The sequence below is a fragment of the Bradyrhizobium sp. Ken01 genome (genome assembly GCF_055807355.1).
The window spans coordinates 131,802-157,159 of the sequence record NZ_JBVVPC010000001.1; the positions used below are offsets into that span (position 1 = coordinate 131,802).

General features: G+C 65.6%; 19 protein-coding genes. 6 read left to right on the forward strand and 13 right to left on the reverse strand.

The features are described 5' to 3' along the window. The 5 genes from AC0L3S_RS00600 to AC0L3S_RS00620 all read left to right on the forward strand — a co-directional run bounded on the left by AC0L3S_RS00600 (position 1) and on the right by AC0L3S_RS00620 (position 7,690). The gene (locus AC0L3S_RS00600; RefSeq protein ID WP_473277750.1) at positions 1-483 is read left to right on the forward strand and encodes a cytochrome c-type biogenesis protein; all 483 of its coding nucleotides are present in this window, start codon (positions 1-3) and stop codon (positions 481-483) included. Between the two features lie 231 nt (positions 484-714). Then, on the forward strand, positions 715-2,298 hold the full coding sequence (locus tag AC0L3S_RS00605) for a Do family serine endopeptidase (protein ID WP_473263178.1): 1,584 nt from the start codon (positions 715-717) through the stop codon (positions 2,296-2,298). Positions 2,299-2,581: 283 nt separating this feature from the next. Next, positions 2,582-3,262 carry a response regulator transcription factor gene (locus tag AC0L3S_RS00610; RefSeq protein ID WP_035969420.1) on the forward strand — a complete coding sequence of 227 codons (681 nt, stop codon included), beginning with the start codon at positions 2,582-2,584 and terminating at the stop codon, positions 3,260-3,262. Continuing rightward, positions 3,246-4,706, forward strand: coding sequence for a sensor histidine kinase (locus AC0L3S_RS00615; RefSeq protein WP_456765133.1), 1,461 nt, complete (start codon positions 3,246-3,248; stop codon positions 4,704-4,706). Before AC0L3S_RS00610 ends, AC0L3S_RS00615 begins: the two co-directional genes overlap by 17 nt. Further along, on the forward strand, positions 4,703-7,690 hold the full coding sequence (locus AC0L3S_RS00620) for a bifunctional [glutamine synthetase] adenylyltransferase/[glutamine synthetase]-adenylyl-L-tyrosine phosphorylase (RefSeq protein ID WP_473277751.1): 2,988 nt from the start codon (positions 4,703-4,705) through the stop codon (positions 7,688-7,690). The genes AC0L3S_RS00615 and AC0L3S_RS00620 overlap by 4 nt, the downstream gene beginning before the upstream one ends. Here AC0L3S_RS00620 and AC0L3S_RS00625 read toward each other — a convergent pair. The 5 genes from AC0L3S_RS00625 to AC0L3S_RS00645 are packed head-to-tail and all read right to left on the reverse strand — an operon-like array spanning position 7,647 to position 13,627. After that, complete coding sequence (locus tag AC0L3S_RS00625) at positions 7,647-7,880, reverse strand: formate dehydrogenase subunit delta (protein ID WP_219680856.1); 234 nt, start codon at positions 7,878-7,880, stop codon at positions 7,647-7,649. The two genes, AC0L3S_RS00620 and AC0L3S_RS00625, sit on opposite strands and share 44 nt — an antisense overlap. Beyond that, on the reverse strand, positions 7,870-8,697 hold the full coding sequence (gene fdhD / locus AC0L3S_RS00630) for a formate dehydrogenase accessory sulfurtransferase FdhD (RefSeq protein ID WP_473277752.1): 828 nt from the start codon (positions 8,695-8,697) through the stop codon (positions 7,870-7,872). The genes AC0L3S_RS00625 and fdhD overlap by 11 nt, the downstream gene beginning before the upstream one ends. 4 nt (positions 8,698-8,701) lie before the next feature. Further along, positions 8,702-11,587 carry a formate dehydrogenase subunit alpha gene (fdhF, locus tag AC0L3S_RS00635; protein WP_473277753.1) on the reverse strand — a complete coding sequence of 962 codons (2,886 nt, stop codon included), beginning with the start codon at positions 11,585-11,587 and terminating at the stop codon, positions 8,702-8,704. Positions 11,588-11,597: 10 nt separating this feature from the next. Further along, on the reverse strand, positions 11,598-13,154 hold the full coding sequence (locus tag AC0L3S_RS00640) for a formate dehydrogenase beta subunit (RefSeq protein WP_473277754.1): 1,557 nt from the start codon (positions 13,152-13,154) through the stop codon (positions 11,598-11,600). Next, positions 13,151-13,627 carry a formate dehydrogenase subunit gamma gene (locus tag AC0L3S_RS00645; protein WP_354056140.1) on the reverse strand — a complete coding sequence of 159 codons (477 nt, stop codon included), beginning with the start codon at positions 13,625-13,627 and terminating at the stop codon, positions 13,151-13,153. The genes AC0L3S_RS00640 and AC0L3S_RS00645 overlap by 4 nt, the downstream gene beginning before the upstream one ends. Positions 13,628-13,850: 223 nt before the next feature. Here AC0L3S_RS00645 and AC0L3S_RS00650 point away from each other — a divergent pair, with 223 nt between their 5' ends. Then, positions 13,851-14,744 carry a LysR family transcriptional regulator gene (locus AC0L3S_RS00650; RefSeq protein ID WP_473263186.1) on the forward strand — a complete coding sequence of 298 codons (894 nt, stop codon included), beginning with the start codon at positions 13,851-13,853 and terminating at the stop codon, positions 14,742-14,744. A gap of 3 nt (positions 14,745-14,747) precedes the next feature. On the opposite strand, the gene AC0L3S_RS00655 is transcribed toward AC0L3S_RS00650, so the two are convergent. From AC0L3S_RS00655 to AC0L3S_RS00690, 8 genes are all read right to left on the reverse strand, one after another. Beyond that, positions 14,748-17,078 carry a PAS domain-containing sensor histidine kinase gene (locus AC0L3S_RS00655; RefSeq protein ID WP_473277755.1) on the reverse strand — a complete coding sequence of 777 codons (2,331 nt, stop codon included), beginning with the start codon at positions 17,076-17,078 and terminating at the stop codon, positions 14,748-14,750. Positions 17,079-17,305: 227 nt separating this feature from the next. Next, positions 17,306-18,679 carry a cation diffusion facilitator family transporter gene (locus AC0L3S_RS00660; RefSeq protein WP_473277756.1) on the reverse strand — a complete coding sequence of 458 codons (1,374 nt, stop codon included), beginning with the start codon at positions 18,677-18,679 and terminating at the stop codon, positions 17,306-17,308. Between the two features lie 214 nt (positions 18,680-18,893). After that, a complete protein-coding gene (locus tag AC0L3S_RS00665) occupies positions 18,894-19,862 on the reverse strand; it encodes a quinone oxidoreductase family protein (protein ID WP_473277757.1) in 969 nt (322 codons plus the stop codon). 25 nt (positions 19,863-19,887) lie between these two features. Further along, complete coding sequence (locus AC0L3S_RS00670) at positions 19,888-20,883, reverse strand: NAD(P)H-dependent flavin oxidoreductase (RefSeq protein ID WP_473263190.1); 996 nt, start codon at positions 20,881-20,883, stop codon at positions 19,888-19,890. Positions 20,884-21,907: 1,024 nt separating this feature from the next. Beyond that, positions 21,908-22,558, reverse strand: a complete 651-nt coding sequence (locus tag AC0L3S_RS00675; RefSeq protein ID WP_473277758.1) for a hypothetical protein — start codon at positions 22,556-22,558, stop codon at positions 21,908-21,910. Between the two features lie 69 nt (positions 22,559-22,627). Next, on the reverse strand, positions 22,628-22,828 hold the full coding sequence (locus AC0L3S_RS00680) for a hypothetical protein (RefSeq protein ID WP_007608336.1): 201 nt from the start codon (positions 22,826-22,828) through the stop codon (positions 22,628-22,630). A 171-nt stretch (positions 22,829-22,999) separates the two neighbouring features. Then, positions 23,000-23,713, reverse strand: a complete 714-nt coding sequence (locus AC0L3S_RS00685) for a hypothetical protein (protein WP_473263192.1) — start codon at positions 23,711-23,713, stop codon at positions 23,000-23,002. Positions 23,714-23,842: 129 nt separating this feature from the next. Next, positions 23,843-25,249 (reverse strand): hypothetical protein, encoded by a 1,407-nt coding sequence (locus tag AC0L3S_RS00690; protein WP_473277759.1) that lies wholly within the window; start codon positions 25,247-25,249, stop codon positions 23,843-23,845. Positions 25,250-25,358: the final 109 nt, after the last annotated feature.

Below are 25,358 nucleotides of genomic sequence, written 5' to 3' on the forward strand. Positions count from 1 at the left end.
ATGCGTCGAATGATGGTCGCGTTCATCGCGCTGATGCTGCTGGCCCTGCCTGCGGCGCATGCCGTGCAGCCGGACGAGATCATGTCGGACCCTGCGAAGGAGTCGCGTGCACGCGACTTGTCGCGCGAGCTGCGCTGCATGGTCTGTCAGAACCAGTCGATCGACGATTCCGATGCGCCGCTGGCGCGCGATTTGCGGCTCCTGGTGCGCGAGCGCATCGCGGCCGGCGACAGCAATTCGCAAGTGCTCGATTTCCTGGTCGCGCGCTACGGCGAGTTCGTGCTGCTCAAGCCACGCTTCGAGCGCCAGAACATGCTGCTGTGGCTGCTCGCGCCGCTGCTGCTGATTGGCGGCGGCCTGGCGCTATGGCTGCAAATCCGCCGGCGCGCGCGAAATGGTGCAGACATCCCGGCTCCGCCGCTCACGCCCGAGGAAGAGGCGCGTCTCGCTGCATTGATGTCGGACGAGGCCACATCGCGCTAGCTACGTTGCTGCGCGCATCAAGCCGCACCGCGCGGGCGTTGCTGGAACCTTGTTAAGTTCCTGCCGGTTCACGACTTTCGGCCGCGATAAACTGCCGCATCCGCATTCCCAGTTCATTACAAAAGTTTAACCCTCCCGCCAGCGCACGGTAAGGCGGCAGCCCCCATCTTCAGGTCCGTAAGGTGCCGCCGTCAGGTACCAAATGGATTTCAAGGCCCTGGAGATCTCTGCATGACCGACCGTTCCGACCTCTCGAAACTTCCGTCCTACCGGCAGCCTCGCCGGTCCGTTTTCTCGGCCCGCAAGATCGCGCTGATGGCATCGGTCGTCGCCGGCCTCGGCGCCGCCGTCTACGGCTTCGGCACGTCGACCTCGCCGGCCGACCTGTTCTCGAGCCCCGCGCATGCACAGGTCAACAACGAGGTCCGCAAGGTCGAGCGCCCGATCGGTTTCGCCGACATTGTCGAGCGCGTGAAACCGTCAGTGATCTCGGTGAAGGTCAACATGAAGGAGAAGACCGCGAGCAATGATGATGGCGATGACGCGCAGTCGCCGTTCCAGCCGGGCTCGCCGATGGAGCGCTTCTTCCGTCGCTTCGGCGGTCCGGATGGCATCCCGGGCCTGAAGGGCGGTGGCGGTCGTGGCCGCGTCGTGCAGGGCCAGGGCTCCGGCTTCTTCATCTCGGCTGACGGCTTTGCCGTGACCAACAATCACGTGGTCGACGGCGCCGACAAGGTCGAGGTCACGACCGACGACGGCAAGACCTACACCGCCAAGGTGATCGGCACCGACCAGCGCACCGACCTCGCCTTGATCAAGGTCGAGGGCAGCTCGAGCTTCCCGTTCGCGAAGCTTGCCGACGGCAAGCCGCGGATCGGCGACTGGGTGCTCGCGGTCGGCAACCCGTTCGGGCTGGGCGGCACGGTAACTGCGGGCATCGTCTCGGCCAGCGGCCGCGACATCGGCAACGGCCCCTACGACGATTTCATCCAGATCGATGCGCCCGTGAACAAGGGCAATTCCGGCGGTCCGGCTTTCGACACCAACGGTGAGGTGATGGGCGTCAACACCGCGATCTACTCGCCTTCCGGCGGCAGCGTCGGCATCGCGTTCTCGATCCCCGCCAGCACCGTGAAGAGCGTGGTGGCGCAGCTCAAGGACAAGGGCTCGGTCAGCCGCGGCTGGATCGGCGTGCAGATTCAGCCAGTGACACCCGACATCGCCGACAGCCTCGGCATGAAGAAGGCCGAAGGTGCGCTGGTTGCCGAGCCGCAGGCGAATGGTCCGGCGGCCAAGGCCGGCATCGAGTCCGGTGACGTGATCACGTCGGTCAACGGCGAATCGGTCAAGGACGCGCGCGAGCTCGCCCGTACCATCGGCGGCCTGGCGCCCGGCGCGACCGTGAAGCTCAACGTGCTGCACAAGGGCCAGGACAAGGTGGTGAACCTCACCCTCGGCCAGCTGCCGAACACGATCGAGGCCAAGGCCGACATCGACAAGGACAGCGGCAAGGGCGCGAGCCGCGGCACCGATGTGCCCAAGCTCGGCATGACCGTCGCGCCCGCCGATTCCGTGGCCGGGGCCGGCAAGGAAGGCGTCGTGGTCACCGAAGTCGATCCGAAGAGCGCCGCAGCCGAACGCGGCTTCAAGGAAGGTGACGTGATCCTCGAAGTCGGCGGCAAGAGCGTGAGCACCGCCGGCGAAGTCCGCGACGCCATCAACACGGCGCGGACGGACAACAAGAACAGCGTCCTGATGCGGGTGAAGAGCGGCGGCCAGTCGCGCTTCGTCGCGGTGCCCATCGCCAAGGGCTAACCAAGGACTGGGCCTCAGGAGGCCTCCGAGATGAAGGGTGTCGCCAGCATCAGTCGCCCCCGCCGACGGCGCCCTTCGGGGGAGCAGCGCAACGTTTGCTTCCCCTGTCTACCTTCCGGTGGAATACGCCCCCCTCCGTCGGAAGGCCTAGGGCGGTGAAGTCCCCCCAGCTTCACCGCCCGCCTTTTTCTCCATGCCAGAGTCTCTCACTCGGCTTGCATGCGATTGCCGCTCGCGCCATGTTTAGAGAAGGTTCACTCCCTTGACCGTTGCCGAACGCACGATGCGCCTCCTCATCATCGAAGACGACCGCGAATCCGCCGACTACCTTGTGAAGGCGTTTCGCGAGGTCGGGCACATTGCCGACCACGCCGCCGACGGCGAGGAAGGCCTCGCCATGGCCGAGAACGGCGATTACGACGTGCTGGTGGTTGACCGCATGCTGCCCAAGCGCGACGGCCTGTCGGTGATCGGCGCGCTCCGCGACAAGGACGATTCGACGCCGGTGCTGATTCTCTCCGCGCTCGGCCAGGTCGACGACCGCATCAAGGGCTTGCGCGCCGGCGGCGACGACTATCTGCCAAAACCCTATTCCTTCGCCGAGCTCCTGGCCCGGGTCGAGGTGCTGTCGCGCCGCCGCGGCGGTCCGGCCGAGGACACGTTGTACCGGGTCGGCGATCTCGAGCTCGACCGGCTCTCCCATCGCGTCGCGCGCGGCAAGGACGAGCTGACGCTGCAGCCGCGCGAATTCCGCCTGCTCGAATATTTGATGAAGCATGCGGGCCAGGTGGTGACCCGCACCATGCTGCTGGAGAACGTGTGGGACTATCATTTCGATCCGCAGACCAACGTGATCGACGTGCACATTTCACGGCTGCGTTCCAAGATCGACAAGGGTTTTGAGCGGCCGCTGCTGCACACGATCCGCGGCGCGGGATACATGATCCGTGACGGCATTCGGTAAACTCGTCCGCACCACGGCATTCCGGCTGACGCTGGTCTATTTGCTGTTGTTCGCGATGTTCGCGGCCTCGCTGCTGGCCTATTTCGCCTGGAATACGCGGCGGCTGATCACCGAGGAAATCACGCAGACGGTCAATGCCGAGACGTCTGAGATCAACGAGATCTACGGCCGCCGCGGCTTGGTCGGCCTCGTGCGCGCGATTGAGTACCGGGCGCTGCGGCCGGGGGCCAACCTCTACCTCGTGACCACGCCGACCGGGCAGGCGATCGCCGGCAATGTCGGCTCGCTGGCGCCCGGCGTGATGGCGACGCGCGGCTGGTCGGAGACGGCGTATCGGCGCATCGAGGATGCGGACGAGCGCGACCATCGCGCCCTGGTGCGCGTCACCGAGCTCGAGAATGGCTTCCGGCTTCTGATCGGCCGCGACCTCGCCGAGCGGCGGCGCTTGTTCGGCATCGTCGCCAAGGCCGCGCAATGGTCGGTGCTGATCGTCGTGGTGCTTGGCCTGGGCGGCGGGATCTTCGTCGCGCGCAGGGTGCTCAGGCGCATCGACGCCATGTCCGGGACGGCCCATCGCATCATGACCGGCGATCTCAGCGAGCGCCTGCCGGTAGGACGCAGCGGTGACGAGCTCGACCGCCTCGCCGAAAATCTCAATGCCATGCTGGAGCGCATCGAGGCGCTGATGGCGGGGCTGAAGGAGGTCTCCGACAACATCGCCCACGATCTCAAGACGCCGCTGACACGCTTGCGCAACCGCGCCGAGGAGGCGCTGGCGAAATCAGGCAGCGAGGCTGACTACCGCGCCGCGCTGGAGCGGACCATAGAGGAATCCGACGGCCTGATCCGTACCTTCAACGCGCTGCTGATGATCGCGCGCGCCGAGTCCGGGCAGGCGCGCGGCAACATGGACGATTTCGACGCGGCCGATGTCGCCAACGGCATCCACGAGCTCTACGAGCCGCTGGCTGAAGACGACGGCATGACGCTGAAGGTCAAGGCCGATCCAACGCCGGTGCACGCCAACCGCGAACTGATCAGCCAGGCGCTCGCCAATCTGGTCGAGAATGCGATCAAATACGGCAAGCCGGTCGCGCTAACAGGTGGAACCGTGGTCAGCCTCGATTCAAGGCAGATCACGATCGAGGCGAAACGCGAGGGCGACCAGGTGCTGCTCAGCGTCACCGATCGCGGCCCCGGTATCCCCGAGGCCGACCGCAAGCATGCCGTCGAGCGATTCGTGCGGCTGGAAGCCAGCCGCACGCTGCCTGGATCCGGCCTCGGCCTCAGTCTCGCCTCCGCGGTCGCGACATTGCATGGCGGTGAGTTGAGGTTGGGTGACGCCCAGCCCGGGCTTGTCGCCACGCTTGTGCTGCCGGCGCGCGCGGGGGCCGGCGACAGGGTTGCTCCGCCAATGCAGGATGTGCCACAGAAGGTGGCATGAACCATTCCGCGCCGGGAAACGCGGACAAGCATGGTGAGAGACTTGCCGCACGCTTCGCGGAGGCTCCCCATATTGCCGCTTCCGTCACTGACCAAGGACGTTTTGAAAGCTGGCTGGCCGAGCTCGAGCCCGCGCAATTCACTCGTCTTGAAGCGCTGCTGGCTCACCGCTTCGCGCGGGACATCCTGGCCGGCATCGCGGAATTCTCGCCTTATCTGTTCGAGCTGGTGCGCGCTGATCCGCAGCGCCTGATCCGGCTGCTGGAATGCGAACCGGATGCGCATCTCGCCACGCTGGTCGCGGAGGCGAACGGCGCGGTGCTCGCGGCATCCGACGAAGCCGAGGTGATGCGGCTGCTGCGCCGCATGAAGGCGGAGGCCGCGCTCCTGATCGCACTGTGCGACATCGGCGGGGTCTGGCCGGTGATGCGGGTGACCGCAGCGCTCACCGATGTCGCAGTGTCCTCGGTGCGGGCGGCGCTTCAATACCTGCTGCGGCAGGAAGCCGCACGCGGCAAGCTCTCGCCGCCCGATCCCGAGGCGCCGGAGGAGGGTTGCGGGCTGATCGTGCTTGCGATGGGCAAGATGGGCGCAGGCGAGCTGAACTATTCCAGCGACATCGATCTCATCGTGTTTTTCGATCCCGACAATACGACGCTGGCCGCGGATATCGAACCCCAGCCATTCTTCGTGAGGGTGACGCAAGGGATGGCACGCATTCTCCAGCAGCGCACTTATGACGGCTACGTCTTCCGCGTCGATCTGCGCCTGCGTCCCGATCCATCCTCGACGCAGGTGGCGATTTCGCGCGACGCCGCGCTGAACTATTATGAGCGGGAAGGGCGTACCTGGGAGCGCGCCGCGATGATCAAGGCGCGAGCCTGCGCCGGCGATCCCAGGGCGGGCGAGGCGCTGCTCGCGGAGATCGCGCCCTTCGTCTGGCGCAAGCATCTCGACTTTGCCGCGCTTGCCGACGTCCACGACATGAAGCGGCAGATGCAGACCTATCGCGGCCAGAGCGAGGTTGCCGTCGAAGGACATAATGTGAAGGTCGGGCGCGGCGGAATCCGCGAGATCGAGTTCTTCGCCCAGACCCAGCAATTGATCGCCGGTGGCCGCCATCCTGAGCTGCGGGTGCGGCCGACGCTTGCCGCGCTTGGCGTGCTCGCTTCCAGCAACTGGATCACGTTTGCGGCGCGCGACGAGCTGACCACGGCGTACCAGTTCCTGCGCCGGGTCGAGCATCGCCTCCAGATGATCGCGGACGAGCAGACCCACACGCTGCCCGAGGACAAGGAGGCGGTCGAGCGTTTCGCCTGGTTCTTCGGCTATCCGGATCGCGAGGCCTTTGCCCGCGACCTTTTGCGTCAGCTCGAGATCGTGCAGGGTCACTACGAAAAACTGTTCGAGGGCGACGATCCGACCGGCACGGCCAAGCTGCCGGCGCTCGACTACAGTGCGGGTCCCGACGATCCGCGGCTGCTTCAGTACCTGGCGACGCTCGGCTTCAAGAAGCCTGCTGCCGTCGCGCAGACCGTGCGTGACTGGCTCACCGGCGAGTACCGCGTGTTCCGCGTCGAGGCGACGCGAAACGCATTCGTCGAATTCGTGCCGGCCCTGATCGACGGTCTCGCTCATGCCGAGGAGCCGGATCGGGCCGTCGTGGCGTTCGACCATTTCCTTGGAGCGCTTCAGCGCGGCGGCCGGCTGATCACGCTGCTCGGCCAGAATCGCGATCTCGTCGCGCTCGTGGCCCTGGTGCTGGGCGCGGCGCCCCGGCTCGGCGAGATGCTGGCGCGGCAGCCGCAGCTCATGGACGGCCTGATTGATCCGCGCTTCTTCGGCGCCATGCCCGACAGGCAGGAATTGTCGGGGCGGCTTGCGATGACGGTGCAGGATGCCGGCTCTTACGAGGAGTTCCTCGACCGCCTGCGCCTGTTTGGGCAGGAGAGCCTGTTCCTGATCGGCACGCGCATTCTCTCGGGCACGGTCTCGGCGCAGCAGGCGAGCACGGCCTTTGCCGACGTCGCCGAGGGCATCGTGCATACCGTGCATGGCCTCGTCGCCGACCGCTTCGCCGCCCAGCATGGCCGGATCAAGGGGCAGGAGACCGCGATCATCGCGATGGGCCGGCTCGGCAGCCGCGAGATGACGGCTTCGTCCGATCTCGACCTGATCCTGCTCTACGATTTCGACGGCGACAATCCGGACTCCGACGGTGCGAAGTCATTGCAAGGTGCCCATTACTTCGCCCGCTTCACCCAGCGCCTGATCAGCGCGTTCACGACGCGCACCAATTACGGGGTGCTTTACGAAATCGACATGCGGCTGCGCCCCTCGGGGCGTGCCGGCCCTGTGGCCTCGAGCCTGGTCTCGTTCGCGGACTACCAGGCCAACGAGGCCTGGACCTGGGAGCACATGGCGCTGACGCGCGCGCGCGTGGTGTCGGCTTCGCCCGAATTCGGGGAACGGATCGAGCGCGTCATCCGCGATGTCCTGACCCGTCGCCGCGATCCCGCAATCACTGCCAACGACGTTGCCGACATGCGGCGTGCGATCGCCCAGGAGAAGGGCGAGGCCGATTGCTGGGATCTTAAATATGCCGCCGGCGGCATGGTCGACATCGACTTCATCGCGCAATATCTCCAGCTCGTGCATGCTCACGAGACGCCGGAGATTCTCGACGTCGCCACCATGCAGGTGCTGGAAAATGCATGCAGGCTCGGTGTGCTCGCGCAATCGGAGACCGAGATATTGCGGGCCGCGGCGCGGCTCTATCACGACCTGACGCAGATCCTGCGGCTCTGTGTCAGCGACCGGTTCAAGCCCGAGACCGCCGGCACCGACCTTCTGCGCGTGATGGCACGCGCGGGCGATGCGCCGCATTTCTCCTCGCTGGAGGCGCGCGTGAAGGAGACGCAGAGCGAGGTGCGCCGTGTCTTCAAGGCGCTGCTGGAAGGGACGTCGTCGGCTTCAGCGAGGTGAGCGCCTCGCGCACGTTCGGCTCCAGGCCCACGCCGCCGGCATCGAGATGGGCGAAGATCGCTCGCTTCATCCGCGGGTCCCAGAATTTCTTGATGTGGTCGGCGATCCCCGGCACGGCCTTGTCGTGGCCCTGGCTTCGGAAGAACGTGCCGATCTGGTTGGCCATGTAGATCAGGCGGTCAGGCGACATCGGCAACCTCCGTGGCATGACGGGCGACAACCCGGCCGCCATGCGAAAACACTTCAAACCCGTCCTGGCGGGCAATGGCAATCAGCGTGATGCCGGCGGCCTCCGCGGTGCGCACCGCGAGTGCGGTCGGCGCGGAGACGGCGACCATCACCGGCGCGCCGATGGCGGCGGTCTTCTGCACCATCTCGACCGAGACGCGGCTCGTCAGCAACACGATGCCGCCGCTTGCAACCGTGCGGCTGCGCGCCAGCGAGCCGGCGAGCTTGTCGAGCGCATTGTGGCGGCCGACATCCTCCCGCAGCGCGACGATACCGCCGGCAGGCGACCAGAACGCGGCGGCGTGAACGGCGCGGGTTTGCAAATTGATCGATTGCAACGGTGCGATGGTCTGCATCGCCGCCATGACCTGCTCGGGCGTAAACGTCTGTCCCCGCGGCACGACGGCTGCAGGCCGCACGGCTTCGGCAATCGAGTCGATGCCGCAGATGCCGCAGCCGGTCGGGCCGGCGATGTGACGGCGGCGCTCGCTGATGCGCGCGGCATTGTCGGGCGCCAACCACATGCGCAGCTCGATGCCATCGTCGAGGCGGACCATTTCGAGCGACTTGATGTCATCGACGGATTTGATGATGCCTTCGTCCAGGCTGAAGCCGACCGCGAAGTCTTCAAGGTTCTGAGGCGTTCCCATCATAACGGCGTAGGTGCCGCCATTGTAGGTCAGCGCCAGCGGCGTCTCCTCCGGGATCAGCCGCGCTCCATCGGACGCGACACCGTCGCGCCAGATATCGCGGTCGATGGCCTGGACCGGCACGTGCATGCCGCTACTCCGCGGCCTCGGCCGACGCGATGCGGCGGGAATGCCGTGCTTGCGCTTCGTAGGCCTTCTGCCAGTCGGACGGGCCGTTCGACGGCGAGATCTGCACTGCCGTGACCTTGTATTCGGGGCAGTTGGTTGCCCAGTCCGAATAGTCGGTCGTGATGACGTTGGCCTGCGTGTCCGGATGGTGGAAGGTGGTGTAGACGACGCCCGGCGCGACGCGATCGGTGATCTCCGCACGTAGCGTGGTCTCGCCGGCGCGGCTCTTCAGCCGCACCCAGTCCCCGTCGCGCACGCCGCGCTGTTCGGCATCGTGCGGATGGATCTCCAGCCGATCTTCGGCATGCCAGACCACGTTCTCGGTGCGCCGCGTCTGCGCGCCGACATTGTACTGACTAAGGATGCGGCCCGTGGTGAGCAGCAGCGGATAACGTGGGCCGGTGCGTTCGTCGGTCGCGACATATTCTGTGACGACGAACTTGCCCTTGCCGCGGACGAAGCCGTCGATATGCATCACCGGCGTGCCCTCGGGCGCCTTGTCGTTGCAGGGCCATTGCACTGAGCCGAGCTCGTCGAGCTTGGCATAGGAGACACCGGCGAAGGTCGGGGTCAGCGCCGCGATCTCGTCCATGATCTCGGAAGGATGGCTGTAGCTCATCTCGAAGCCCATGGCCCTGGCGAGGCCGATGGTGACTTCCCAGTCGGCGAGGCCGTTCTTCGGCGTCATGACCTTGCGCACGCGCTGGATGCGGCGCTCGGCGTTGGTGAAAGTGCCGTCCTTCTCGAGGAAGCTGGAGCCTGGCAGGAACACATGGGCGTAGTTCGCGGTCTCATTCAGGAAGAGGTCGTGGACGATGATGCATTCCATCGCCGAGAGTGCTGCTACCACATGCTTGGTGTTGGGATCGGATTGCAGGATGTCCTCGCCCTGCACGTAGATCCCCATGAACGTGCCTTCGACCGCGGCGTCGAACATATTGGGAATGCGCAGGCCCGGCTCGGGGTTGAGCTTGACGTTCCACAGCGCCTCGAACTGGTCCCGCACGGCATCGCCCGAGATGTGGCGGTAGCCGGGAAGTTCGTGCGGGAACGAGCCCATGTCGCAGGAGCCCTGCACGTTGTTCTGGCCGCGCAGCGGGTTCACGCCCACGCCGGGACGACCGATATTGCCCGTGGCCATCGCGAGGTTGGCGATCGCGATCACGGTGGTCGAGCCCTGGCTGTGCTCGGTGACGCCGAGACCATAATAGATCGCGCCGTTGCCGCCGGTGGCGTAGGTGCGCGCCGCCTCTCGCAGATCCTTCGGATCGACGCCGGTGAGGATGGCGGTGGTTTCCGGGCTGTTGTCCGGCTGGCCGACGAACGCCGCCCATTCCTCAAACTCGCTCCAGTCGCAGCGCTCGCGCACGAAAGCTTCGTCGACGAGGCCTTCGGTGACGATCACATGCGCCAGCGCTGTCATGACCGCAACGTTGGTGCCGGGCATCAGCGGCAGATGGAGCGCATTCACATGCGGCGATTCGACCATCTCGGTGCGGCGCGGATCGATCACGATCAGCTTGGCGCCCTGGCGCAGCCGTTTCTTCAGGCGGGAGGCGAACACCGGATGGGCCGAAGCGGGGTTGGCACCGATGATGACGACGACGTCGGTGTCCTCGACCGAGTCGAAATCCTGCGTGCCGGCAGAGGTACCGAACGTTGTCGAGAGGCCATAGCCGGTCGGGGAGTGGCAGACGCGGGCGCAGGTGTCGACGTTGTTGTTGCCGAAGCCGGCGCGGATCAGCTTCTGCACCAGATAGGTTTCTTCATTGGTGCAGCGGGACGACGTGATCCCACCGATGGCGTCGCGGCCGTATTTCTTCTGGATGCCGCGCATCCTCTCGGCGGCAAACGAGAAGGCCTCGTCCCACGACACTTCGCGCCAGGGATCCTCGATCCGCTCGCGGATCATCGGGTTGAGGATGCGTTCCTTGTGGTTGGTGTAGCCCCAGGCGAAGCGGCCCTTGACGCAGGAATGGCCGCGATTGGCCTTGCCGTCCTTGTACGGCACCATGCGAACGACTTCCTCGCCGCGCATCTCGGCCTTGAAGGCGCAGCCGACGCCGCAATAGGCGCAGGTGGTGACGACGGAGTGCTCGGGCTGGCCGATCTCGATCACGGATTTCTCGGTCAATGTGGCGGTCGGGCAGGCCTGCACGCAGGCGCCGCAGGAGACGCATTCGGAGCCGAGAAAGCTCTCGCTCATGCCGGGCGAGACGCGGCTGTCGAAGCCGCGGCCGGAGATCGTCAGCGCGAAGGTGCCTTGCACCTCCTCGCAGGCGCGGACGCAACGCGAGCAGACGATGCACTTGGAGGGATCGTAGGTGAAGTACGGGTTGGACTCGTCTTTCGGCATCCAGGCGGCGTTGATCTCGCCATTGGACTTGCCAGGTGTCTTGGCGAAGACGTGGTTCTCGCCCTCATAGCCGTAACGCACGTCGCGCAGGCCCACGGCGCCGGCCATGTCCTGCAACTCGCAATCGCCGTTGGCACCGCAGGTGAGGCAGTCGAGCGGATGGTCGGAGATGTAGAGCTCCATCACGCCCTTGCGCAGCTTCTTGAGCCGCTCGCTCTGGGTGTGCACGATCAGACCGGACATGACAGGCGTGGTACAGGAGGCCGGCGTGCCGGCGCGGCCCTCGATTTCGACGACGCAAAGCCGGCACGAGCCGAATGCGTCGACCATGTCGGTCGCGCAGAGTTTCGGTATTTGATGGCCGGCGTCCATCGCCGCCCGCATGATCGAGGTGCCCTCGGGCACCGTGACCTGGTTGCCGTCGATGGTCAGGGTCACCATCGTTTCCGATTTCGAGCGCGGCGTACCGAAGTCGATTTCTTCGATCAGAGACATTGTCGTTCTCCTATTCCGCGGCCTGAAGCGTGCTCGGGGCCGGGACGAAATCCTCCCGGAAGTGCTTCAGTGCGCTGAGCACGGGATAGGGCGTGAAGCCGCCGAGCGCGCAGAGCGAGCCGAATTTCATGGTGTTGCAGAGGTCCTCGACGAGTGCGAGGTTTTCGCTCACGCGTTCGCCGTTGATGATCTTCTCGAGGGTCTCGACGCCGCGGGTCGAGCCGATCCGGCACGGCGTGCACTTGCCGCAGGATTCGATGGCGCAGAATTCCATGGCGAAACGCGCCTGCCTGCGCATATCGACGCTGTCGTCGAACACGACGATACCGCCATGGCCGATCAGGCCGTCGCGCGCGGCGAAGGCCTCGTAGTCGAAAGGCGTGTCGAACAGCGCGCGCGGGAAGTAGGCGCCCAAGGGACCGCCGACCTGCACCGCGCGGACCGGACGGCCCGTGAATGTGCCGCCGCCGATGTCGTCGACGAGCTCGCCCAGCGTCACGCCGAACGCCGTTTCGAACAGCCCGCCGTGGCGGATGTTGCCGGCGAGCTGGATCGGCATCGTACCGCGCGAGCGACCCATGCCGAAATCGGCATAGGCCTTGGCGCCTTCGGCCAGGATGAAGGGGATGGCGGCGAACGACAGCACGTTGTTGATGACGGTCGGCTTGCCGAACAGGCCCTGATGCGCGGGCAGTGGCGGCTTTGCGCGCACGATGCCACGCCGGCCTTCTAGGCTTTCCAGCAGCGAGGTCTCTTCACCGCAAACGTAAGCGCCGGCGCCGACGCGGACCTCGAGATCGAAGCTATGCGTGGAACCACCAATGTTCGCGCCGAGATAGCCGCCGCGCTTCGCCGCCTGGATGGCCGCATTCATCGTCTCGACGGCGTGTGGATATTCGCTGCGGATGTAGATGTAGCCCTTGGTCGCGCCGACGGTGATGCCGGCGGTCGTCATGCCCTCGATGACGAGGAAGGGATCGCCTTCCATGATCATGCGGTCGGCGAAGGTGCCGCTGTCGCCTTCGTCGGCGTTGCAGACGATGAACTTGCGATCCGCTTTCGCCTGCGCGACCGTCTTCCACTTGATGCCGGTCGGGAAGCCCGCGCCGCCGCGGCCGCGCAGGCCGGACGCGGTTACTTCATTGAGGATCGCTTCCGAGCCGAGCGACAGCGCGCGCTCCAGGCCCTTGTAGCCGCCGTGGGCGCGGTAGTCGTCGAGCGAGCGCGGGTCGATCACGCCGCAGCGCGCGAAGGTCAGGCGGGTCTGGCGCTTGAGCCAGGGGATCTCGTCGGTGGCCCCGAGCCGCAGTAGATGCGGCGTGTTGCTCGCGAGCGCGTCGAGCAGGGAGGGCACATCGGTCTCGGTCACAGGGCCGAACGCGATCCGGCCCTGCGGCGTCGCGACCTCGACCAGCGGTTCGAGCCAGTACAGGCCGCGCGAGCCGGTCCTGACGATCTGGATGGCAATGCCACGCTTGGCTGCAGCCTGCTCCAGCGCCAGCGCGACCTCGTCGGCGCCGACCGCAAGCGCACCGGCATCGCGAGAGACATATAGACGGATGCTCATCGCTGCGCCTCCGCAACGAGAGCATCGATACGCTTTTCATCGAGTCGGCCGATCAGCCGGCCGTCGAGCATCGCGGACGGCGCTGTCGCGCACAGTCCGAGGCAGTAGATCGGCTCCAGCGTGACGCGGTCATCGGCCGTGGTATGGCCGAGCGATACGCCGAGCTTCGCCTCCGCACGCGCAGCCAGCGCGTCGCCGCCCGCCGCCTGACAGGCCTCCGCGCGGCACAGCTTCAGCACATGGCGGCCGGCCGGTTTGTGGCGGAAATCATGGTAGAACGTGAACACGCCATGCACTTCGGCGCGCGACAGATTGAGCGCCTGCGCCACCATGGGAATGGCTGCCGCCGGCACGTAGCCAAACGCCTCCTGAAGCGCGTGCAGGATCACCAGCGTCGCGCCTTCCTGCTTGCTGTGTTCGGCGATGATCTCGGCGCCGCGCGTTTCGTCCCAAGGCTCAAAAACCGCTGTCATTCTTCGTTCTCAACCAGAGCGTCTGCTCAGCGCAAACTATTTGGAATCGTTCGAAGATCAATAAAGCTGTCTCATGCTGCGATTGCGGATTCCGATCGATTTGCGATGGCGATCACTCGATCTGAAATTGCAATTGAAGCCGTCCGCCGGGCGGTTTTTGCGTGTTGGAAGGGGGCGGGCATGCTAGCTTGTATGCCACCACACAATTCGAGGGGATGACCGGTTGCTCGACAAGCTTGAACTGTTGCTGGCGCTGGCGAAGGAACGGCATTTCGGACGCGCGGCGGAGGTCTGCGGCGTGACGCAGCCGACGATGTCGACCGGGCTCAAGCAGCTCGAGGAGATCCTCGGCGTGATGCTGGTCCAGCGCGGCTCCCGCTTCCAGGGTTTTACGCCGGAAGGCGAGCGGGCGCTGGATTGGGCGCGGCGGATCGTGGGCGATGCCCGCGCGATGCGTGACGAGATCAACGGGCTGAAGCATCAGCTCTCCGGCGAGATACGTATAGCCGCAATTCCGACCGTGCTCGGCATGGTCGCTGCGCTGACGACGCCGTTCCGCGCCAGACATCCCGAGGTGCGTTTCCGCATCCAGTCCACCACCTCATCGGAGGTGCTGGGGTTGCTCGAGAATCTCGAGGTGGATGCGGGGCTGACCTATATCGAGAACGAGCCGATCGGCAAGGTGCGCACCATCCCGCTCTACAGCGAGAGCTATCGCCTGCTCACCGCGCCCGATGGAATGTTCGGCGATCGCGAGACGGTGACGTGGAAGGAGGTCGGACAGGTGCCGCTGTGCCTGCTGACGCCCGACATGCAGAACCGTCGCATCATCGACCGCGCGTTACGTTCGGTCGGTGCCGAGGCGACGCCGACCTTGACCTCGAATTCGCTGCTCGTGCTGTTCACGCATGTGAAGACGGGGCGCTGGGCCAGCGTGATGCCGGCCAAGCTCGCCGAGACGCTCGGCCTGTCCGATACGGTGCGGTCGATCCCGATCACCGATCCCGACGTCAATTACAGCATCGGCATGGTGATCCCGCAGCGCGATCCGATGACGCCGCTGATTGCGGCGCTGGTCAATGTCGCGCGGGAAGTCGCGCCGTCGCTGCAATCGTAGCCATCAGGCCGCGGCCGATATTCCTGATGCCGACTTGATCGGGTCGCGGGGCAGGGTGACGCGCACGACGGTGCCGACCTCCAGCTTGGAGCGCAGCCGCATCGAGCCGCCGTGAAGCTGCGCCAGCGAGCGGGCGATCGCAAGCCCCAGTCCCGAGCCGTGATAGGTCTTGGTGAGCTGGCTCTCGACCTGCTCGAAAGGGCGGCCGAGCCGCGCCAGTGAATGCGGTGCGATGCCGATGCCGGTGTCGGCGATCATCAGCACGATCCTGTCGTCGAGCTCTCGGCTGCGCACCACGATGCGTCCGCCGTCGGGCGTGAATTTCACGGCGTTGGAGAGCAAATTGACGATGATCTGCTTGGTGGCGCGGCGGTCGGCGACGACGGAGATGGACTTGGCAATGTCGGCGTCGAGCGTCAGGTGCTTGTCCTGCGCGCGGCCGGTGACGACCCGCAGGGATTCCGCCAGCGTCTGCGCCAGGTCGAGCTCTTCCATGTCGAGCTTCATGCGGCCGGCCTCGATCTTGGACATGTCGAGGATGTCGTTGATGACTTCGAGCAGATAATGCCCGCTGGTCAGGATGTCGTGGCAGTATTCCTGGTACTTCTCCGAGCCGAGCTCGCCGAACATGCCCGAGCCCATGATCTCGGAGAAGCCGATGATCGCGTTCAGCGGCGTGCGCAGCTCGTGGCTCATATTGGCGAGGAATTTCGACTTGGTCTGGTTGGCTTCCTCGGCGCGGGTCTTCTCGCGCTGGTATTTCTCGGCGAGATCGGCGAGTTCGCCCGCCTGGCGCTCCAGGGCTGCCTGCGAGCGCTTGAGGTCGATGACGGTGGCGCGCAGGCGTAGATCGTTGTCGACCAGCTTCTGCTCGTGCTCCTTGATGCGGGTGATATCGGTGCCGACCGAGACGTAGCCGCCGTCCTTGGTGCGGCGCTCGCTGATGTGCAGCCAGCTGCCGTCGTCGAGCTGCGCCTCGAAGGTGCGCGCGCCGGGGCCTTGGCTCGCAGTCTCGTTGTGCCGGGTGCGGACCTCGGGCATGCGGCCGACCTCGAGCACGGTCTCGTAAGAGGTGCCGGGGATGACGGCGCTGTCCGGCAGCTTGTGCAGGCGCTGGAAGTGCGAATTGCAGAGCACCAGGCGGTCGCTCGCGTCCCACAGCACGAAGGCTTCGGGAATGGTCTCGATGGCGTCGCGCAGGCGCAGATCGGCTTCCACGGTCCGCTCGGCGAGGCTCTTCTGCTCGGTGATGTCGACGGCGATCCCGATCAGGTGAACGCTGGAGTCCGTCGCGCCGCTGGTCTTTTCGCAGCGGACGCGCAGCCAGATCCAGTGGCCGTCGACATGCTGCATGCGGAAGGTCTGGTCGATGTGGTCGATCTTCTCGGAGATGAGCTGGTCGGCGATCTCGAACAGGTCGATGTCGTCGGACTTCACCAGCGCGTTGACCTCGCCGAAGGTGAGGAGCTCGTTGCGGCCGTCGAGGCCGAGCATCGAAAACATCGACTGCGACCAGAAGATGCGGCCGCGCGACAGGTCCCAGTCCCACAGCCCGCAGCGGCCGCGGTTGAGCGCGGTGTCGATGCGGCCGCGCACGGCGTCGTTGATCAGGTCGCCCTCGCGGGCACGGGTGGATTGCCAGTGGAAGGCGAAGCCGAGGATCAGGACCACGAAGCCGGTGGTGGCCGACAGCGTCACCGACAGCGCAGCGTCCGAACCCCAGATCGGCTCGTTGCGCTCCTGGATCACGGTCACGAAGCCGGGCAGCGACTTGATCTGCCGCGAGGTCGCCATCGCAGCGTTGCCGTTCGGCAACGTCATGTCGGAGATGTTGCCGTCGCGCGGCGGCGCCGCTAGCAATTGCGCCGTCGTGATCGCGTCGAGCAGGCGGTCGTTGCCCGAGGGATCGCTGTCGACCGGGATACGGGCGAGGATGCGGCGGTCGAGGCCGGCCGAGGTGACGATGACGTGGCGGCCCGAGGCGGTGCCCCAGGATGGAATGAGATCGGGCAGCAGCGCCGGCAGGCTCTCGATGTTCTTCAGCCGCTCCTGTCGCCCGGAGGTCAGGCGGTCGATACGCTCGGCGAGCAGGTCGGCGAGCGCCGAGATGTCGTGGCGGATCACCAGCCGCTTCTGGCGTGTCTGGTCGACGACCTGCACGAACGCGCCGAGGCAGATCGTGATCAGGAACGCGATGATGAGCGTCGGCACGGCACGGCGCAGCGCAGGCTCCGCGATCAGGAGCCGATGATAGGCAGGTTTCGCGATCGATTGCGCCAATCCTTTGATCGAATCGGATTGGACGCACGCGTTCGCGGCGTCTGCACGCGACATGCCTAAAGCCCCCTGGAAACCTGCTTGCAACTTGAGTTCGGAAGCAGCCCCACATCGCTTCCGAATCATGGTCGATTTGAATCCAGATTTCGCGGGCTGTCGAGAGTCAACGAATCGTTAACGCGAATTTATTCTTATCCAACGCGCAGTTTGTGCGTCGCGCGTCCGCAAAGTTACGTGCGCGGCGAGTCCGAAACGAGAACGTGTGACTCCTCGCACATTCTCCGTCACGCGCGCGGCGGTTCGGCGTGACTGATGACGCGCTTCACGCTCGGGAACGCGCGCCGCAACGCGCGCTCGATCGCGTCGACATGCTCGTGCACCCTGATCACGCTCATCGACGGCTCGGCGCGGCAGTGGAAGTTGACGATCTCGCCGGCGTCAGTGTTGCGGACGCGGACATTGTGGATGTCGTGGATCTCGCCGTCGGCGGCATATTCCGTCAGGGCGGCGGCGATGGCCCGCACCCGTTCCGGTTCAGCATCGGCCCCGAACGGCAGTTCCGGTTCCAGCGGCTCGATGTGGACGTCGACCTCGACGTCCGCGCCGAACTCTTCCTGGATGTTGCGTTCCAGCGTGTTGGCGACGTCATGGGCGGCGTCGAGCTGCATCCCGGCGTCGACCTCGAGGTCGATGCTGACGATCAGCTTGGCGCCGAGATCGTGCACCGTGACGTGGTGGATGGCGAGGCCCGAATTGTGGGCGATGACCATGATGCGGTCGCGCACGGTCTCGTTGTCGCGCGCCACGGGGACTGCGGTGAAGGTGAGGTCGGTATCGCCGAAGGCCTTCTCGACGGCTGCTTGCGCGTTGCGCTTGATGTCCTCGACCCGGTCGATGGGATAAGTCCGCGGCACCTTTGCGATCGTGTCGATAAATGTGGTGGCCCCGACCATGCGCACGCGGAGCCGCTCGACGTCGATCACACCCGGTACGTTGCGGATCGCGGCCGTGGCCGCCTCATGCGCGCCTTCGGGGGCACGGTCGACCAGCGTCTGCACGGTCGAGCCGGCCATGCGCAGGCCGAGCAGGGCGATCATCACGGCAACCGCGGCGGCGGCAGCCGCGTCGCCCCACCAGAAGCCGAGGGCGGCGAGGATCAGGCCTACGATCACGGCGAACGAGCCCATCACGTCGGAGGCGAAATGCAGCGCATCGGCGGCGAGCGCCTGGCTCCTGGTCTCCCGCGCGGCGCGGTGCAGGGCACGGGCGCGCCAGAGATTGACGGCGATGTCGATCACCAGCACCACGAACGGCACGGCCGAAATCGTCGGCGGCGCGGTTCCCTCGCGCAGCCGGCTGTAGGACTCCACCAGGATGCCGCCGGCGAGCACATAGAGCAGGGCGGTGACGCCCAGTGCCGAGACGCTTTCGAGTTTGCCGTGGCCGTAATGATGCTCTTCATCCGCCGGCTTGTCGGACACCCGCACCACCGCCCAGGTGATGATGGTGGCGACCAGGTCGATCGACGAATGCAGCGCCTCGGAGATCAGCGCCAGCGAGCCGATCGCGATTCCGACCGCGAACTTGGCCGCCGCCATGCCGCCACTGGCGAAGATCGAGATCGCTGCGACCGAGGTCTTGTTGTGTTGGGAGCTCATGGCGGGGATTTAGCAGCCTATGACTGAACATCAAGCGACGATCCACAGGCGTAGACGCTAGTGAGTTGCAGGAGCGGGTCAGCCCCGTCATGCCGGGGCTTGTCCCGGGCATCCACGGTCTTTTTCAGCCGCGGCGGTGCGTGGATGGCCGGGACAAGCCCGGCCATGACGAATGGAGAGAGCGCGCCATATGGCCTCTCGCCGCCCGCGGTCACTACAGCCTCACGACGATCTTCCCCAGGTGCTTGTTGGCCTCCATGTGCTCGAATGCCTTGTCGATGTCGTCGAAGGCAAACACCTTGTCGATCGGCAGCTGCAGTTTTCGCGACTCGACCGCGCCCCAGATGTCCTTCTTGACCTCGTCGAAGATCTCACGGACTTCCGCGATGGTGCGGGTGCGGAAGGTGACGCCGACATAATCGATGCGGCGGGCCGCGTGCAGGTCGAAGTTGAAATCGGCATGGGTGCCGCCGAGCCGGCCGACATTGACGATACGGCCTTTTACCTTCGTCGCCGCGAGGTTCTGGCTGGCGACCTTGCCCGAGACCTGGTCAACGATGAGGTCGACACCTTCGCCGTTCGTCGCCTTCAGCACCTCGTCGACCCATGTGGGGTCGGAGGAATCGACCGCGAGGTCGGCGCCATACTCCTTCAGCCGGCCGCGGCGGGTGGCGTCGGTCGAGGAGCCGATCACGAGCCTGGCGCCCTTGAGCTTGGCAATCTGCATCGCCATCAGGCCGACGCCGGAGCTTGCGCCCTGGATCAGCACCGCTTTCCCGGGCTGTACGCCGCCGATGGTGACGACGGCGTTGTGCATGGTCGCGAGCGCGACGGGCAGGGTGGCGGCTTCCTCGAAGTTCATGTTCGAGGGCGCGCGGAACAGCCGGCCGTGATCGGCCAGCGTGTATTCGGCAAACGCCGCGCCGCCCGAGCCCATGATGCGGTCGCCGACCTCGACTCCTTTGGCATCCGGTCCAAGCGCGGCGACCTCGCCGGCCCATTCCATGCCAAGCACGGTCCCAGCACCGCCGGCCGCGCCATGGGCGTGGCCCTTGCGCATGCCGGTGTCGGCGCGATTGAGGCCACAGGCGCGGACCCGGACCAGCACCTGCGTGCCTTCAGGCTTTGGTTCAGCGACTTCGGAAATTGCAGCGCCACCAGGGCCGTAGACATAAGCCTTCATGTATTGCTCTCGCTTCTTGCCGTGATTATTCCGCAGCCTGCGCTGTCGGATGAACGATCATGCCTTCGAGCCGGCTGCGGATGATGGCCTCCGCCTCGCGCACGATGCGGGAGATCAGTTCGGCGCAGGTCGGGATGTCCTGGATCAGGCCCTGGACCTGGCCCGCCGACCAGATGCCTTCGTCCGAGTTGCCGGTCGCGTAGACCATCTTGCCGCGGGCGCCCGCGACGAGCTCGCGGATGTCCTCGAACTTGGCGCCTTCCTTCTCCATCGCGACGACCTTGGTCGAGATCTCGTTCCTGGCGACGCGGGAGGTGTTGCGCATGGTGCGGAAGATCAGCTCGGTCTCGCGCTCGTCATTGGCGACGATCTTCTCCTTGATGAGCTGATGAATGGGGCTCTCTTTGGTCGCCATGAAGCGCGTGCCCATGTTGATGCCTTCGGCGCCCAGCGCCAGTGCGGCGACCAGGCCGCGGGCGTCGGCAAAGCCGCCGGAGGCGATCATCGGGATCTTGATCTTGTTGGCGGCGGCCGGGATCAGGATCAGGCCGGGGGTGTCGTCCTCGCCGGGATGGCCGGCGCATTCGAACCCGTCGATCGAGATGGCGTCGACGCCCATGCGCTCGGCCGAGAGCCCGTGACGGACGCTGGTGCATTTGTGCACGACCTTGACGCCGTGCTTCCTGAACTCGTCGACATGCTCCTGCGGCTTGTTGCCGGCTGTTTCGACGACCGTGATGCCGCTATCGATGATGGCGGCGCGATATTCGGCATAAGGCGGCGGCTTGATGGCGGGCAGGATGGTGAGGTTGACGCCAAACGGCTTGTCGGTGAGATCGCGGCAGCGGGCGATCTCCTTCCGGAGGTCCTCCGGCGTCGGCTGGGTCAGTGCCGTGATGAATCCGAGCGCCCCGGCATTGGCGACGGCGGCGACCAGCTCGGCGCGCCCGACCCATTGCATGCCGCCCTGGACGATCGGATGCTCGACACCGACGAGCTTGGTGAACCGTGTCTGCAGCATGATCTGTTTCCTCCGCCTGCGTGGCGCTCTGTTATCGTTTGATGACGGCAGGATGCCGCCCGGGTCGGGAAAAGTCTATTGCGCCGGCGTGCGGTGGAGGCGGGGCGATCATGCGGGGAGTGGGGGGATTCCGCAGGGCGGATAATTTGAGCGCACGATTATTGCTCCGTCATCCTGAGGTGCGACCTGCGCGGTGCGTAGCACCGGGTAGGAGCCTCGAAGGATGAGCGGCCACGCTGCGAGAGCCGGGCTGTCGCCCTTCGAGGCCCGCCTCGCGGTGCATTCGCACCGCGCTGCTCACACCTCAGGGTGACGGTGATAGATTTACGCTCGCGGCCGCGCGCAAATTCGCACCTCGTCAATCGCAAGGCACGCCTCCGCCCTCTCGCGGCGCATTCGCCCGAGCTTTGCCTGATCGCATCGCCCTTGTCGTGACAAGGGCGCAGGGAAGGCCGGGCGCCGGCTGGCACCCGCAAGTCCGTGCGCCAAAAGAATGCACACGGGGTGGACCACAGGTCAGCCAATCGCCCGGCCTTCCCTGCGCGATGGTTTTAACGTGTCCTTCGTGCTCTCCCCGGGGAGCGATGCACTATTGCCCCCGTCGCCATGCAGATGACTGATGCGCGCGCCCGGTTGGACCGCCACATCACTGCAGGACTTGACGCACAGACCCCGGGCGTCAGGACCACACGACTTGTTCGTCCGCGCACGTCCTCGCTGGGACTTCGAGAGCTGGCGTGTGCTCGCACCCGAAACCATGCGAAGACGCTGTCGGCGCCGTGTCGTAGGCGCGAAGCCTGTGCTCACGGTTTCCCGCCCTGCAAGGCTCGCCGCGCCCGACGCCGTCGCGTCCATCGCTGCCCAACCCGCGGTTCGTGACGATCGCGATCCGCCCCTTGTCCCGGGTGTGTCGTACCTACGACAAATCCGAATTTCGGTAAAGTGGAATATTTTGGCGGGCGGGCATTGACAGGCGGTGCGGGAAATTTGCGGGTGTTTTGCCCGACGGGCAAGAGGGCTTCAGCTATTCCGTCGACAGCCGCACCATCTGGCGGCCGCCGTTCATTTCCTTGAGGCTGTTGACGAAGTTTTCGGGGCGCTGCCAGCGGTAGGGAACCTTCAATCCCATGTACTCGGCGATGTCGCCGATGAAGCCGGTGCAATTGGTGGTCTCGGCGTTCCAGACCGGCGAGCTCGCCTGCAATTTCTTGATATAGGCAAACACGCGCTTGGCGTCGGCTTCGTTCAGATAGACGCGGTAGTTCGCGGTCAAATAGTCCGGGTCGAGATCGCCGTAGCTCGCGCCGGTCTCCGCCGGCACCCAGGTGAGGTGACCGAGCACATAGGCCCAGGTGTCGCCGGCCGGCGTGAGCCCTGCCACCTCGACGGCGCGCTCGCTGGTCTTGCCGTACCAGACGAAGGCGTGGCCCCAGCTTGCGGCCGTGCGGGCGCGGAAATCGACGTAGTACGGACCTTTCTCCGCGCGCGCGACTGCGCGCCGCGTCGTTTGCAGCGCCGGCCGTGATGCGGTCTCGGTCGTGGCAAGCGCGTTTGCCTCAGCAACGCGCTTGTTCGCTTCGTGGGCGCAGGCCGAGGGCGTCGTGCACGCGAGCAGGGCCGCGAGCGCGAATCCCGCAAGGATGCAGGGTCCGGATCGATCAGGTTTGTTCGTCACGCTATGCCCCTCGACTGTCGGCCACTCACGCAGAGTCCAGCTTTGCTTCTGCGCGTATTTCGCTGCGCGTCAGTAGCGCGCCGCGACGGGGCCGGGCGCCTTGCCGATCGGGGCCTTTCCAACCGGGCTCTTGCCAATAGGCATCTTGCCGATCGGCGCCTGCTCGGAATAGACGGGAACGGGCTGGCGGCGCGGCAGATCCGCAGCATTCGCAACCGTCACCAGAGCAAGCGTAGCACCCACAACAAATACAATCTTCTTCACAGTCACATCCCTAGAAGGTTTGGTCCAAACACGGCACCGCCGTGCCCCCAGACACGCCTCACAGAAGGGCGGCCGAATGCGTCCACAGTGCGGCATCCGCGCGACATGTTGGCGGCATCTGCCGTGCGCGCCGAGATGTGATGTGTCCAGATGCTTCGGAGTGGCGCCGAGCGCTCCTCAGCGGTCGGCGCTCAGGCGAAAATTCATCTCGACCTTTGCGGACGGCGTGCCCTCCGCAACGTGCCAGTCCGAATAGCCCGGTGTCGGATCTGGATCGGAGGAGAGATCGAGCCGCCACGATTGTGGGGGCTGGTTGGGCAAAGTGAGGGTGACGAGGCGGTGGGGTGTTTTGTACATCAGCGAGGCGGAGGTGAGGATCACCTGACGATCGCCGTCATGACCATGCCAGCGATTGGTCAACTCGGCCACGGTATATCCCTGTCGTTCCTGCACCTCGATCCGCACGTCCTCCCTTGCCGGCAAGGTCATGCCGGCTGGCAGCTTGAACTGGAGCTCGAGCGTCATGAAGCCGTGCGAGAGGGTGGGCGAGCGGACGAATTCGTACCACGCCCACCAGCCGAGCCCCGCAATCAGCAGCACAAGCGTGACGGCAAAGGGAAACGAGATGCGGCTGCGGGAGGCCGCTGCGGTGCCGGGCACCTCCGCGTCGGAGGGAGAGACGCTCTCTCTGACGATGCCGATCCTGCTGAAGAGCCACAGGCCGACAATAAACCCGATGACACCGCCGATCGGCCCGATCTGGAAGAAGGCCCCCATGGCGGTGCCGCCATCCCGGTCCGGCCCCGCGAGCGTCGCCACCAGGATCGCAAGTCCGGACCAGCCGGCCAGCATGCCGACGAGACCAGACAGAAGGCCGAGGATGAAGCGCATGGGGGATTAGTCGCGCCGAGAGAGATCGCGGTTCGAGCTCGACGCTTGTTTCGATCGTAGCTCGGATAAGTGAAGCGGTATCCGGGGTCTTTGCGCATCGCGCGCCCCGGATGTCGCTACGGACTGCCTTCACCCGATCCGGTTCAGGCTATTCCGGATCGTGGAGAAGATGCCGCCGATGTCTTTTCGCAAGCCGTCGAGCGCGTTGAAATTGTCGAAGATGCGGGCGAGGCGGTCCTCGACCTCGCGTTTGCTCCTGGTCAGCGCGTCGACGCGCGAGGCGAGGCTGAGGTCGCCGCTCGCCTCGATCTCGCCGACGGTTTTGGCGAGGAGGTCGCGCGTCGTGCCGACGTCCGCGATCATCGCCTCGATGCCGAACACGGGCGCCTTCAGTGGGACGAGGTCAGCCTGCGACTTCGACAGCTCCGTCTTGAAGGCGTTCAGCGTCGCCAGCGTTTCCTGTAACGCGCCGAGGCGCTGGCGCGACTGGAGAACAAAATCGTTCAGCGCATTCTGGCGGTCGGCAAGCGTATTGCCCTCGGCGTCGATCTCGACACCGGCGAGCGAGCGTTCGAGCTGGGCCCGGCGCTGGCCGAGCTCTTCGAAATCGAGCCCGATGCCTTTGAGGATGTGGAAGCTGTCCTCGATGCGGGCCAGGCGCTGTTCGATCTCGATCTTGTTCTTCGACAGTATCTCGACGCGGGTGCTAAGCGGCGCTTCGCCGCCGGTTTCGAGCTCGTCGACGCTCTTGGTGAGGCGCTCATGGCTGAGGCCCAGCTCGCCGATCAAGGCATTGAGGCCGGCGTCCGACGCGCGTAGCGGCATCAGCTCGGCGTGGGACTTCGCCAGATCTTCCTTGTACTGGTTCAGGGTCGCAAAGGTGTTCTGGACCGTGCCGACCCGGGATAGCAGCGTCGATACGTCGCGCGCGATGTCCTTCAGCCGGTCGGCGAGGTTGTTGTTGCGGTCGTCGGTTTCGAGGTCGTGCAGCGAGCGTTCGAGCTGGTTCTGGCGGTCGCGGATCTCGGTGAAAACGGGCTCGACCGCGCGGCGCTGCTCGGCGGCCTTGCCGACCATGTCGCGCAGTTCCTGCTGGCGCCGGCGGATTTCGGCGAGCTGGTCGTGCATGTCGGTAGATTCGTTGCGGCCCCGCTGCAGCAGGGCGCGCTGCTCGGTCTCGCCCAGCTTGTCGTGCAGGGCGGAGACGGCCTCCCGGGGATCGCTCTCGATCAGGTGCTGGACGGTGGCGTCGAGGTGGTTCTGCAGGGCGTGGGCGACGACGACGTCCTCGCGGGTCTTCTTGAGACGATCGCGCAATGTGTCGAGGCGCCGGTCCTGGCGCGAGAACAGCCAGGCGGAGGCGCCGATCAGTGCCAGCGCCAAGGCCAGGATCGCGCCGGTCGCAAACCGCTGCGGGACTGGCAGGCCTCCGAACCAGGTGGGCAGGTGGCCGACATCGTAACCGAGCGCCTGCTGGGCGAAGATCGCGATGGCAGCGAGCAGAACAACCCAGGCAACCAGGAAAAACAGCCACATCGTGACTTCCTCACGCCGGCACACATTATCGCCATAATTGCTATTGGAGAGCGGAACCGAGATCAAGGGCGGCGGGGGCTTGCCGGATAGGTCCGGTCGCACGATCCAC